General features: G+C 39.3%; 11 protein-coding genes. 7 read left to right on the plus strand and 4 right to left on the minus strand.

Annotated features, from left to right (window positions below):
* Positions 1-22: 22 nt before the first annotated feature.
* From DHD80_RS03605 to DHD80_RS03630, 6 genes are all read left to right on the plus strand, one after another.
* A complete protein-coding gene (locus tag DHD80_RS03605; RefSeq protein WP_251739661.1) occupies positions 23-3,133 on the plus strand; it encodes a glycosyl hydrolase in 3,111 nt (1,036 codons plus the stop codon).
* Positions 3,133-3,681, plus strand: a complete 549-nt coding sequence (locus DHD80_RS03610; protein ID WP_251739933.1) for a CopD family protein — start codon at positions 3,133-3,135, stop codon at positions 3,679-3,681. Before DHD80_RS03605 ends, DHD80_RS03610 begins: the two co-directional genes overlap by 1 nt.
* Positions 3,682-3,722: 41 nt before the next feature.
* A complete protein-coding gene (locus DHD80_RS03615) occupies positions 3,723-5,180 on the plus strand; it encodes an ATP-binding protein (RefSeq protein ID WP_251739663.1) in 1,458 nt (485 codons plus the stop codon).
* A 3-nt stretch (positions 5,181-5,183) separates the two neighbouring features.
* Positions 5,184-5,966: an enoyl-CoA hydratase-related protein gene (locus DHD80_RS03620; protein WP_251739665.1), complete on the plus strand. Its 783-nt coding sequence runs from the start codon at positions 5,184-5,186 to the stop codon at positions 5,964-5,966.
* A gap of 472 nt (positions 5,967-6,438) precedes the next feature.
* Positions 6,439-7,512 carry a PA0069 family radical SAM protein gene (locus tag DHD80_RS03625; RefSeq protein ID WP_251739667.1) on the plus strand — a complete coding sequence of 358 codons (1,074 nt, stop codon included), beginning with the start codon at positions 6,439-6,441 and terminating at the stop codon, positions 7,510-7,512.
* 18 nt (positions 7,513-7,530) lie between these two features.
* On the plus strand, positions 7,531-8,313 hold the full coding sequence (locus DHD80_RS03630; protein WP_251739669.1) for a DNA-formamidopyrimidine glycosylase family protein: 783 nt from the start codon (positions 7,531-7,533) through the stop codon (positions 8,311-8,313).
* 835 nt (positions 8,314-9,148) lie between these two features.
* Here DHD80_RS03630 and DHD80_RS03635 read toward each other — a convergent pair.
* The 3 genes from DHD80_RS03635 to DHD80_RS03645 form a co-directional block, all read right to left on the minus strand.
* Positions 9,149-9,808 (minus strand): HD domain-containing protein, encoded by a 660-nt coding sequence (locus DHD80_RS03635; protein ID WP_251739671.1) that lies wholly within the window; start codon positions 9,806-9,808, stop codon positions 9,149-9,151.
* Positions 9,809-10,540: a lysophospholipid acyltransferase family protein gene (locus tag DHD80_RS03640; RefSeq protein ID WP_251739673.1), complete on the minus strand. Its 732-nt coding sequence runs from the start codon at positions 10,538-10,540 to the stop codon at positions 9,809-9,811.
* Between the two features lie 88 nt (positions 10,541-10,628).
* The gene (locus tag DHD80_RS03645; protein ID WP_251739675.1) at positions 10,629-11,039 is read right to left on the minus strand and encodes a BrxA/BrxB family bacilliredoxin; all 411 of its coding nucleotides are present in this window, start codon (positions 11,037-11,039) and stop codon (positions 10,629-10,631) included.
* 179 nt (positions 11,040-11,218) lie between these two features.
* On the opposite strand from DHD80_RS03645, the gene DHD80_RS03650 reads away from it, so the two are divergent.
* The gene (locus DHD80_RS03650) at positions 11,219-11,953 is read left to right on the plus strand and encodes a TerB family tellurite resistance protein (RefSeq protein WP_251739677.1); all 735 of its coding nucleotides are present in this window, start codon (positions 11,219-11,221) and stop codon (positions 11,951-11,953) included.
* An 80-nt stretch (positions 11,954-12,033) separates the two neighbouring features.
* Here the strand turns inward: DHD80_RS03650 and DHD80_RS03655 are convergent, their stop codons facing one another.
* On the minus strand, positions 12,034-12,501 hold the full coding sequence (locus tag DHD80_RS03655; RefSeq protein ID WP_251739679.1) for a thioredoxin fold domain-containing protein: 468 nt from the start codon (positions 12,499-12,501) through the stop codon (positions 12,034-12,036).
* Positions 12,502-12,505 lie beyond the last annotated feature (4 nt).

Here is a 12,505-nt window from a genome sequence, read left to right on the forward strand (position 1 = left end):
AATTTTTGCAAAACCCACAAACATGACCAAGAATTACGATTCCTATCTTTTCCTGTTCCTCTCAATTTTCATTCTCTTTTCTTCGGAAGAAGCTAAGGCGCAACAGTTCGATGAAAAATATTATGACGCTTTGCAATATAGGCTGGTTGGTCCGTTTCGTGGCGGAAGGAGTGCTGCCGTGACCGGCGTTCCCGGAAAACCAAACCTATTCTATTTTGGAGCTGCCGGTGGCGGCGTATGGCAAACAAAAGATGGGGGAAGAACCTGGGAAAATATTTCTGATGGTTATTTCGGAGGGTCTATTGGGGCTATTGAAGTTGCGAAAAGTGATCATAATGTAATTTATGTTGGCGGGGGAGAAAGTACCGTTCGTGGGAATGTTTCTTCAGGATATGGCCTTTGGAAAACCGAAGATGCCGGGAAAACATGGAAGTGGGCAGGATTGGAGAAAAGCAGGCATGTTCCCAGAATTGTCGTGCATCCAAAAGATTACAATACTGTTTATGCCGCGGTACTGGGGAATATTTATAAACCTACGGATGAAAGAGGTGTTTATAAATCTATAGACGGAGGTAAAAACTGGAAAAAAGTGCTGTTTGCCAATGAAAATGCTGGTGCCGTAGATCTCACCATGGATCCAAATAATCCCCGAATTTTATATGCTTCAACCTGGAATATTCAGAGAACCCCCTACAGTTTAAGCAGTGGTGGTGAAGGATCGGCTCTATGGAAAAGTACAGATAGTGGTGAAACCTGGAATGAGATTTCAAAAAATAAAGGCTTTCCTACCGATACGCTGGGAATTATTGGCGTGACCGTTTCTCCTCAAAATAGTGAAAGGGTCTGGGCAATTGTCGAAAATAAAGAAAAAGGCGGAGTCTATCGTAGTGAAGATGGTGGGGAAACCTGGAAACAGATTAATGATGATAGAAGTTTGCGCCAGAGGGCCTGGTATTATACCCGGATCTACGCCGATTCCGAAGATGAAGATGTGGTGTATGTTTTAAACGTGAGTTACCATAAAAGTACCGATGGAGGGAAAACCTATACCAGTTCTAACGCGCCCCATGGAGATCATCACGATCTTTGGATCGCCCCGGAAGATCCTTCCAGAATGATTATGGGGGATGATGGCGGAGCGCAAATTACCTATGACGGCGGGGAAACCTGGAGCACATATCACAATCAGCCCACTGCGCAATTTTACAGGGTTACCACAGACAATGCCTTCCCTTACCGGATTTACGGGGCACAGCAGGATAATAGTACGGTTAGGATAAAACATCGATCTGAAGGTGGTTCAATTAGCGAAAGCGATTGGGAATCTACAGCCGGGGGTGAAAGTGCCCATATCGCGGTAGATCCTGAAAATAGCGAAATTGTGTATGGGGGGAGTTATGACGGATTTCTAACCCGTTATAATCATGAAACAGGAACAGTGAGAAGCGTAAGCGTTTGGCCAGATAATCCCATGGGTCACGGAGCCGAAGATCTTAAATACAGGTTTCAGTGGAATTTTCCAATTTTCTTTTCTCCGAACGATCCTAAGAAATTATACACTGCTTCAAACCATTTACATGTAACCACCAACGAAGGGGAAAGTTGGGAGACCATAAGCCCCGATCTTACTAGAAATGATAAATCAAAACAAAAATCTTCCGGTGGTCCAATAACCCAGGATAATACTTCAGTTGAATATTACGCGACTATTTTTGCTGCTGCAGAATCTCCGGTAAAAGCAGGAGTCCTCTGGGCTGGAAGTGATGATGGGTTGGTGCATGTTTCCGAAGATGGGGGGAAGAATTGGAAAAATGTTACGCCAAAAGGAATGCCGGAATGGATGATGATCAATAGCGTAGAGCCTTCTACATTTGATGCTGGTACTTGTTATGTTGCAGGAACGCGATATAAATTAGGAGATTTTCAGCCTTATCTTTATAAAACTTCAGATTATGGGAAAAGCTGGAAAAAGATCACCAGGGGGATCGAAAATGAGCATTTTACCAGGGTGCTTCGGGAAGATCCCAATAAAAAAGGATTATTATATGCAGGCACGGAGACCGGAATGTATATCTCTTTTGATGATGGTGAAAACTGGAAGTCTTTTCAGCTTAATCTTCCAGTTGTTCCAATTACAGATCTGGCGTTAAAAGAGAACGATCTCATTGTGGCGACTCAGGGCCGAAGTCTTTGGATACTTGACGACCTTGGGCCTATTCACCAGTTATATGAGAATAATCCTAAAAACGGGAACGTCCTCTACACACCACAGGATGCTTACCGTATGGGCGGTAAATCTCGTGAATCGCTTACGGCCGGGACGAATTTAGCCGGAGGGGTAAACACTTATTTTTATCTGGAAAATGATCCAGAGGATGAAATGGTTAAAATCAGTTATTTAAATTCAACAAACGATACTATCCAGAGTTTCAGTACGAAAGATGAAAAAAATAAGCTGGAAGTTTCGCAGGGCGGTAATACGCATAACTGGGATTTAAAAGGTGAAGGAGCGGAGAAGCTTGACGGAATGATCCTTTGGTGGGCCAATACTGAAGCTGCTTCTGCCGTTCCGGGAGATTACAAGGTGGTTTTGGAAGTAGCTGATAAGACCTATTCTGAAAATTTTAAAGTTTTAGCGGATAAGAATGCCGAAGCTACGGTTGAAGGGATGCAAAAGCAGTTTGATTTTATTACAGATGTAAATAATACGGTAGACAGGGCGCATAAATCTATTAAAAAAATGCGTGATCTGGATGTGAAGCTAAAAGCATTTAAGGAGCAATATAAAGATAATGAAGACACGAAAATTCTGGTTGAAAAAGCCGATACATTGAGCACACAACTTTCAGAAATTGAAAATGAGCTCTATCAAACCAAGAATAGAAGCAATCAGGACCCTTTAAATTTCCCCATAAAACTAACCAATAAACTGGCGCATCTAAATAGTTTGGTGGGTATGGATGATTTCCCGCCAACGCAACAGGATGTTGAGGTTAAAAACGAACTAACGCAGGCAATCAATTCAGAATTGGATAAATTTGAAAAAATTCTGAATGAGGAGATCAAAGAATTCAATAAAGAATTTAACGAGCTCAACCTGAACTATCTTTTCGTTGAAGCTGAAGAAGAATGATGGAATACTATAACTACATCAAAGCACTTCACCTAATTTTTGTGATCACCTGGTTCGCCGGCTTATTCTATATTCCCAGATTATTTGTCTACCAGATCGAAGCCATCCAAAAACCGGAACCAGATAAGTCAATTTTAGGGAAGCAATTCAAAATAATGACTAAACGTCTTTGGTTTATCATTACCTGGCCATCTGCAATTTTAGCCACTATATTTGCCATAATTTTGCTGATTCTCATTCCGGAATGGCTGCAACAAAGCTGGATGCACGTGAAGCTCGGTTTCGTAGTACTGCTCTTCGCCTATCATATAAAATGTCATTACATTTTTAAAGAATTACAAAATGATGTGGTAAAATGGACTTCCCATCAAATGCGTATCTGGAATGAAGGTTCTACCATTATTTTATTTTCAGTAATATTTTTGGTGATCGTCCGTGATGCTATTAACTGGATCTACGGGGTCATTGGAATTTTTGTGCTGGCGATCCTGTTAATGTTAGGAATCAAACTTTACAAACGCATTCGTTCCAAAAATCCGAAAGCCTGATGTGGTGTGATAATTGTAAGCTTTAAAGCGAGAATTTCTTTATGAGACTGCTTAAACTTAGCTTAAGAACCCGAATTTTTATCTCTATGATCCTGCTGGTTCTTGGGGCTTCTATTTTAATTTTTGGGGTTACCGTTTATCAATACAAGCAGGAAGCTGAAAATTATCACGAAGAACGGCTGGAGAGAAAAGAACAGGCAATACGGGAAAATATCAAATTTGTCCTGGCAAATACTACCTATGTGGTAGAAACAGATAATATTCCCATGATCTTTAAAGACCGGGATAAGATCTTCGAAATGGAGCAGGTCCATGAAATGCAGATCAAGATTTATGATCTGGAAGGAAAACTGCTTATAAAATCTGATGAGTCTTTTCTGAAAGATAGCCGGGATAATAAAATTTCACCACAGATTGTCGATAAGCTGGCAGCTTCAACAGATAAACGCTATCTCAAGAAAACGGAGGTGAACGGGCAAAAATACCAGTCTTCCTATACCTATATTACAGATGGAAAATTCAAGCCCCTGGCGATACTGTATTTACCTTATTTGCAGGATGATAGTTTGCTGAATAGGGACCTTCAGAATTTTTTGATGAGGTTGGGAGAAGTCTATCTTTTTATGTTGTTCATTGCCATTACTCTATCGTTTTTCCTCTCAAAATATATTACCAAATCTCTTAAGATCATTTCTGAAAAGATCAATCAAACGAGATTGGATAAAAGAAACCAGAAGATCGAGCTTTCCAATGCTACTGAAGAGATCTACGCGCTCGTCTCAGCATATAATAGTATGATTGATGAACTGGAAGAAAGTGCCGTAAAACTGGCCACCGGAGAAAGGGAACAGGCGTGGCGCGAAATGGCAAAGCAGGTGGCACACGAAATTAAGAATCCGCTTACGCCCATGCGTTTAAGCGTACAAAGTTTCGAAAGAAATTTTGATCCCGAAGATCCAGAGATTTATGAAAAGGTTAAGGAGTATAGCAATACGTTGATCAATCAAATAGATACCATGAGCTCGATTGCTTCAGCATTTTCGAATTTTGCCAAAATGCCGGCGCAGCAAAGTGAAGTGCTCAATGTTCCAAAAATCGTTAAACTGGCTTTGGATATTTTTAACGAAAAGTATATCGAATTTAAAACCGAAAAAGAGGAAATTCTTGCTAAGTTTGATAGGACCCAACTCATTCGGGTGGTAACCAATTTGGTTAAAAATGCCACGCAGGCACTGGATGCAGCTGAAAATCCGCATATTTTAGTAAATGTGGAAGAAGAAGAAACAACCGTTTGTGTTTCAGTATATGATAACGGTTCGGGAATTTCCGAAGAGAATAAAGACAAGGTTTTTGAGCCAAAATTCACCACCAAAAGCAGTGGGATGGGACTTGGACTTGCCATGGTGAAAAATATAGTGGAAACTTATGGCGGCTCCATTAATTTTGAATCGAAAGAAGGTAAAGGAACAATTTTTAATGTACGATTTCCAAAAAATTAATCAATGAATTACGAAAATATTTTAGCAGTAGTTGATGATCATATTTTAACGATCACCATAGACAGACCCAAGAAGCTGAATGCGCTTAACCGTGACACCATTCAGGAATTGCATGAGTGTTTAAAGGATGCCAGGGAAGATAAAGACGTAAAAGTGGTGATCATAACCGGAAGTGGCGAAAAAGCTTTTGTTGCCGGTGCCGATATTAGTGAATTTGCCGATTATTCCCCGAAAGAAGGAAAAAGACTTTCCGCAGACGGTCAAAATAAACTGTTCGATTATGTAGCCAATTTTCCAAAACCGGTAATTGCGGCGATCAACGGATTTGCCCTTGGCGGCGGGCTTGAACTGGCCATGGCGGCTCATTTTAGAATTGCCAGTGATAATGCGAAAATGGGTTTACCGGAAGTTTCCCTGGGAGTGATCCCAGGTTATGGTGGGACACAGCGATTGCCACAACTGGTGGGAAAAGGCCGGGCGATGGAAATGATCATGACCGCGAATATGATCGATGCCAACCAGGCTTTACAATATAACCTCGTTAACCATGTGGTTGAATTAGCTGAGTTGGAAGATTTTTGTAATGAGATGGCGGCAAAGATTTTGAAAAACTCTATGTGTGCCATAAAAGGAGCTATAAAGGCTATCAACGCAAATTATGAAGCCGGTAAAAATGGTTTTGAAATTGAAATCGAAGAATTCGGCCGGGCTTTTGGAACAGAAGATTTCAAGGAAGGAACCAGTGCTTTTCTAAACAAAAGAAAGGCAGATTTCCCGGGGAAATAAAAGTTAAAAGAGGCGATTTTATATTATGTCATCCTGTCCCGAAGTATCGGGAGTTGCAGGATCTTATTTTGTTTTCGATCTTTTAACCTTAAAAATTGTCAGCCTGAATCTTTCAGCTTCGCTCAGGATAAACTAACGTCAAGGGCTAGCATAATTTCAATAGCGTTATTTAGAATCCAAACCTCCCAGGTTTTCAAAACCTGGGAGGTTTTTCATGTTATTTATTTAACGTCACCCTAAGGCAAGTGATAAAAAGTTTTAACTAGCGCAGGAAATTGACGTATTTTTTAGAATATCTAATAAGATGCTGAAACAAGTTCAGCATGACTTTTTTTGAACTAATTGATAATCGCAACATATTCTAATCGTCATGGTAACTGAATTCAGGGAAATATGAAGTTAAATTTAATAAATTTGAGTAAAATAAATTGGAAATAATCCATTAAAAAGGAAATATTCCATATTTTTGAAGATGGCTGAAAATGAATTTTTAAAAGGAAGAGGGGCGCAAATGAATGTGCATAATCGGTTTTTTGAGCATAGCCATGAAACAAGGGACGATTTTTTAAATTATTGTGCTGCGGAAGGTGATGATTGGGAAGATAATAAGACGGTCACCATAGAGACTTTTCCGAAGTCAATAGTTAATAAGGTGGACAGTCCCGATGTAGGTATGGGATATTCGTTAAATCCGTATCAGGGTTGTGAACATGGCTGCATTTATTGTTACGCTCGAAATTCACATGAATATTGGGGATTTAGCGCGGGGAAGGATTTTGAAAGGAAAATTCTGGTCAAGAAAAACGCGGTAGAATTGCTAGAAAAAAAGTTACGGAGTAGAAGTTGGGAAGCGATCCCAATTATTCTTTCCGGTAATACCGATTGTTACCAACCCATTGAAAAAAAATTTCAGATCACCCAAAACCTTTTAAAAACTTTCCTAAAATTTAAACATCCCACGGGAATAATCACAAAAAATTCACTTATCCTGCGAGATCTTGATATCATAAAAGAACTAGCCGCAGATAATTTGATCACGGTGAACCTTTCCATTACAAGTCTAAGTGAAGAAACGCGGAGAATCGTGGAGCCAAGAACCGCAACCATTAAAAAGAGATTGCAAACCCTGGAAACCCTAACTAACAATAATATTCCGGTGCGGGTGATGATGGCCCCTATTATCCCCTCGATCAACAGCCATGAGATCTTACCCCTGGTAAAGGAAATAGCAGAAAGAGGAGCTTTTGGAGTAGGTTACACCATCGTTCGGCTTAATGGGGCGATAGGCCAGATTTTTACCGATTGGATTCAAAAAGCCATGCCAGATCGCGCGGCCAAAGTCTTGCATCAAATTGAAAGTGTTCATGGAGGAAGTTTAAATGATAGCAGGTATGGCGTAAGAATGAAAGGAGAAGGAGAATTTGCCAATCAGGTGGCGCAGCAATTTAAGATCGCCAGAGGTCTTTATTTAAAGGATCGGGAAAAACCGGTTTTAAATTGTTCCCTTTTTGAGCAACAAAGGGACGGACAGATGAAACTTTTTTAGTAATTTAAAAACAAAAAAATGCCGGAATTACCAGAAGTTGCCTATCAGAAAGTATATATAGATTCCACCAGTTTGCATCAGCAAATTGTTCAGGTAGAGACGGGTGCAACGAAAATATTTCAGTCCGCAAAAAAATATTTTGAAGAAGTTTTGCTGAAGAATCAACTGGAATCTATTAGCCAAATTGGGAAATACCTGCTCGTTGAATTGAAGAAGAAAGGTTTTCTGGTTATTCATTTCGGTATGACTGGCCGGATGGATTATTTTAAACACGATGAGGTCCACAAACATGCACAACTCACGCTTACTTTCGAAAATGGGGGTAAACTTTCATTTATATGTCCGCGGAAATTCGGAAAACTTTTTCTTACTGATTCTATTGAAAACTTCAAGAAGAAGCAAAAACTTGGTCCGCATGCTACAAATTTAAGCAAAGCTGATTTTCAGAAATTATTCGAAAAGAAAAAAGGCAATGTAAAATCTGCCTTAATGGATCAGTCTTTTATCGCCGGCCTGGGCAATTTGTATGTGGATGAAATGCTTTTCCAAAGTGGAATCCATCCAAAATCAAAAACTGAAAATCTTGGTAAAAATGATCTTTCAGCGATGTATAAAAATATGATCGAAGTTTTGGAAACCGTCACCAAAAGTAAAATGGAGGGAAAGAAAATTCCAACCTCGTATTTGCGCTCACATAGATCTGAAGGAGCAGACTGTCCTAACGGCAAAGGCAAGATTGAGATGATCAAAATTGGGGGAAGAAGCACCTATTTTTGCCCGGAGTGCCAGGAAATCAAATAATGCTGATAGTCATCGCGAGCAAGGCGTGGCAATGTTTGTTCTTACATGGGATTGCTTCGGTCACTTCGTTTCCTGGCAATAACTTTTTAATTTGGTTAGGTATTAGAGACCAGTTCAGGGTCTACAGTACGCAAATAAATACGTCAATGGTAACTTGTTTCAGCATCTCATTTGATATGCTAAAAAAGTCAATTTTCTCCGCTGGATAAACTTTTTTCAGGAGTCCCGCAATAACGAATGCTTAGTCACATTGAGCGGAGTCGAAATGTGCAAGCAGGATTTCGGTAAATTAGTTAGTGCTAATTGATCATGAGATTCCTCTCTCCGTTCGGGATGACAATTTAAGTTAGTCTTTAGTTTTATTCGTCATCGCGAGCGCAGTCGAAACATATTTCATTCTTTTCTTTTTCCATTGCTGAAAAAGAAACAAAAAATCTAGTCTGCAATTTCTCGTTCACCCGTAACGGTTTAAATCCTAAAAGAATTGAACTCGCTTCGCTCAAACAGCAATTCTTTTGAACGGATTTTGCACCTACGGGTCCCGAATCCGAAACTGAGGACGTTTCCCTACTGGTTGTCATTGCGAACCTGCCTGCGGTAGGCAGGCGCAGTGAAGCAATCTATTATGGAGACTGCTTCGCTTCGCTACCATTGACGTTTTTATTTGGTACGTATTAGAGACCCTGAAACCAGTTCAGGGTGATGCTGGTTTTTAGAATTACCGTTATGCTGAACTTGTTTCAGCATCTTATTAGATCTTCTAAAAATATGTCAATTTCCTACGCTAGAAAATTTTTCAGAGGTTCCGCAGATACATTATTATTTTATTGACTAATTAGCGGTTACCATTCCATTCCGCATAGAATTGATTGAGAAAATTTTCCATAAACAAATGTCTATCGGCTGCGATTTTCTGCCCGCTTTCCGTGTTCATGCGGTTCTTCAGCAATAATAATTTTTCATAGAAATGATTGATAGTGGGAGCATTCGATTTTTTATATTCCTCTTTAGTCATTTGTAAATTTGGCTGAATATCGGGATCATAAAGAGGGCGGCCTTTAAAACCACCATAATTGAAAGTTCGGGCAATCCCAATGGCACCAATAGCATCTAATCTGTCGGCATCCTGAACGATATTCAGTTCGATCGATTTAAATTTCTGCTCCACATTTCCGCCTTTAAAAGATATGTTTTCTATAATCCTAATCACATGATCAATCACCTCTGGTTCTGCTTGTTCACTTTTCAGAAATTCCCTGGCTTTTTCAGGTCCTACACTTTCATCTCCCTGGTGAAATTTAGAGTCGGCAATATCATGAAGCAAAGCACCAAGAATCACTACAAGCATATCTGCACGTTCGTTTTTGGCAATAAGTTTGGCGTTATTCAGAACCCGTTCTATATGAAACCAGTCATGTCCACCTTCAGCATTGGAGAGTGTTTTTTTAACGAAACTGGTAGTATTTTTTACCAGAGAAAGATCTTTTTCAGTCATCTAAATGATATCAGCAATAATAATTCTTTCCACTTCAGCAGCTAAACTTTGAGCATCATTAGAAGAAACTGGAATAGGCTGATGAATTTTAAAAGTTACAGGAACACCCAATTCTATGGGGAAATTTCCATGTTTGAATAATTTCCAGGAATTGTTTATCGTAATAGGAACCACTACTGCATCAGGAAGTTTTTTGAAGAGAACCATCATCCCATTAACCTGAAATTTTTTAGGTTGGCCATTCCGGCTTCTTGTTCCTTCAGGAAAGATCACGGCAGAATGTTTGGTTTTTTTAAGATAATCAGCAAAATTGCTCATTTTCACGAGAGATTCCCGACGATTTTTTCTGTCTATTAAAACCGATCCATTATGTCTTAAGTTATAGCTAACACTGGGGATACCCTTTCCCAGTTCTTTTTTACTTACGAATTTCGCATGATGCTTTCTAAAAAACCAAACTAAAGGAGGAATGTCATACATCCCCTGATGATTGGCTACAAAAATGCAGGTTTTATCCTTAGGAAGATCAAAATTATTTTCCAGGTGAAAGCTTGTTCCCAACACGTTTAGGCAACGCATCAGGCATAAATTGAGAATATCTACGCTACGCTTATGGGCGCTATATCCACCCAATTTTAGACAAAGTATCTGGATAGGGTGAAATATCACAAGTGTAAGAAAAAAAAGAAAAATAAAAACTACCGATAGCGGGTAGGAAAGTATTTTTTTCATAAAACCAAAAATACAAAAATAGGGATTTTAAAAAACCCAAATAAAAAAGCCGACTCGAGGCCGGCTTTTATCATATTTGGAAGGCTTATTAACAAAATTCGTTATAAGCTCCAATAAGATTTTCTGCGATCATTTCTGCAGGGCGACCTTCAATATGGTGACGCTCTAACATATGCACTAACTCCCCGTCTTTATAAAGTGCCATAGAAGGGGAAGAAGGAGGGAAAGGAACCATGTAACTTCTGGCCTTATCTGTTGCTTCGCCATCTACACCTGCGAAAACGGTATATAAATTATCAGGTTTTTTTGCATTTTGTAAAGACATTCTGGCTCCCGGACGGGCATTGGCAGCAGCACATCCACAAACCGAATTTACCACCACTAAAGTAGTCCCTTTAGTTTCCATAGCCTTATCAACATCTTCAACCGTGTGTAATTCTTCAAAACCAAGCTTGGTCAAATCCTCTCTCATTGGTTTTACTAATTCTGCTGGATACATATATCTATATTTTTATTAAACAATTTAAAGGTACAAAGATACCAAATAAACTTCAGCCTGCATATTTCCATTTACTATGAACACATAGGTGTAATTTATTAAAGGATATTTATTTGAAATGAAGTGTTTGCTGATTAAATACCGAAAATACTATCTTAGCCAACAAAGAAAATTGCCCCATGATTAAATGGTTGTTAACGTTTCTGGGTTATATGTATTTTAGATTCCCCGGAGCCATTTTAGGATTTATAGTCGGAACCCTAGTGGATAATTATATACGATCTTCCGGTGGATTTTTAAACTCCATAGGTGGCCAGCAAAAATCAAGTGTTTCTCCCGGAGATTTCGAACTGAATCTTTTATCCCTTTGTTCCCTTGTGATCAAGGCTGATGGGCAGGTATCCCAAACCGAACTTGATTATGTGCGGGCATATTTTGTGCAATCATACGGGAAAGAACGCGCGAATGCTACTTTTAGGACTTTTAACGAAGTCGTTAAGAACAGGCAGGTTTCGGCTAGCCGTATTGGAAGATATCTTGCTGCACGGACTAAATATCCAACCAGGCTTCAAATTGTTCATTTTCTCTTCGGAATTGCCAAAGCTGATGGTCGCGTAAGTGAAGCTGAAGCCAGGGCCATTCAGGAAATTTCCGGTTACCTTCAAATCACTGGTCGTGATTTTGAAAGCATCAAAGCGATGTTTTTCAAGAAAGCTGACTATTCTTATACCATCCTGGAAATTGAAAAGACGGCCTCGAACGAGGATGTAAAAAAAGCTTATCGTAAAATGGCAAAAAAATATCACCCCGATAAATTGGGCCATATGGACGAAGCTTATAGAAAAGGTGCTCAGGAGAAATTCACCAAAGTCCAGGAAGCCTATGAAAACATTCAAAAAGAAAGAGGGATGTAAAAAAACCTCCCGATAAAATACCGAGAGGCCTTCCAAACAAGACTAGCTATGAAAAAACCGTAGATCAAAAAGATCTCTTGCTAGTCTTTTATTAATATTTTTAATTTTTCAGAAGTGAGATATTCAAAACTTCTTCTTTTAACCCTGAAATTTTCATCCAGCACCATCACAACAGGGAATGAGATGGGCCTGTCCTCTCGCGTGGCGAGTATTTGTGGAATCTGGTGCACTCCATTTCGTTTTACTTTTGCCTGTTCATTGGTAAAAGTTTGTCCTTCAAATTCAACAGGTTCGGTGCTTTCAGCATTCATTTTAACCGCATAAAAATCCTGGTTCACTTTAGAAACAATTTCCGGGTCCCTGAAAGCATTCTTATCCATTTTTTTACAGTAAACACACCAGTCTGTATAGAAATAAAGCACTACAGGCTTGGTTTTGACTTTTAAAGAATCTTCTAAGTCTTCAAAACCTATCCAATTTATTTCAGCGTGTTGCGCTTTTATGGGCTGAAGGGCGAAAACCAATAGTATTAAAAATAACTTTTTCATATTC

The sequence above is a fragment of the Gramella sp. AN32 genome (assembly GCF_023718305.1).
GTDB classification, from domain to species: Bacteria; Bacteroidota; Bacteroidia; order Flavobacteriales; family Flavobacteriaceae; genus Christiangramia; species Christiangramia antarctica.

Bases quoted from the DNA above. Each gene is read 5' to 3' on its own strand.
- DHD80_RS03605 (WP_251739661.1), top strand. From the start codon at position 23: ATGACCAAGAATTACGATTCCTATCTTTTCCTGTTCCTCTCAATTTTC.
- DHD80_RS03610 (WP_251739933.1), top strand. From the start codon at position 3,133: ATGGAATACTATAACTACATCAAAGCACTTCACCTAATTTTTGTGATC.
- DHD80_RS03615 (WP_251739663.1), top strand. From the start codon at position 3,723: ATGAGACTGCTTAAACTTAGCTTAAGAACCCGAATTTTTATCTCTATG.
- DHD80_RS03620 (WP_251739665.1), top strand. From the start codon at position 5,184: ATGAATTACGAAAATATTTTAGCAGTAGTTGATGATCATATTTTAACG.
- DHD80_RS03625 (WP_251739667.1), top strand. From the start codon at position 6,439: ATGGCTGAAAATGAATTTTTAAAAGGAAGAGGGGCGCAAATGAATGTG.
- DHD80_RS03630 (WP_251739669.1), top strand. From the start codon at position 7,531: ATGCCGGAATTACCAGAAGTTGCCTATCAGAAAGTATATATAGATTCC.
- DHD80_RS03635 (WP_251739671.1), bottom strand. From the start codon at position 9,808: ATGACTGAAAAAGATCTTTCTCTGGTAAAAAATACTACCAGTTTCGTT.
- DHD80_RS03640 (WP_251739673.1), bottom strand. From the start codon at position 10,540: ATGAAAAAAATACTTTCCTACCCGCTATCGGTAGTTTTTATTTTTCTT.
- DHD80_RS03645 (WP_251739675.1), bottom strand. From the start codon at position 11,039: ATGTATCCAGCAGAATTAGTAAAACCAATGAGAGAGGATTTGACCAAG.
- DHD80_RS03650 (WP_251739677.1), top strand. From the start codon at position 11,219: ATGATTAAATGGTTGTTAACGTTTCTGGGTTATATGTATTTTAGATTC.
- DHD80_RS03655 (WP_251739679.1), bottom strand. From the start codon at position 12,501: ATGAAAAAGTTATTTTTAATACTATTGGTTTTCGCCCTTCAGCCCATA.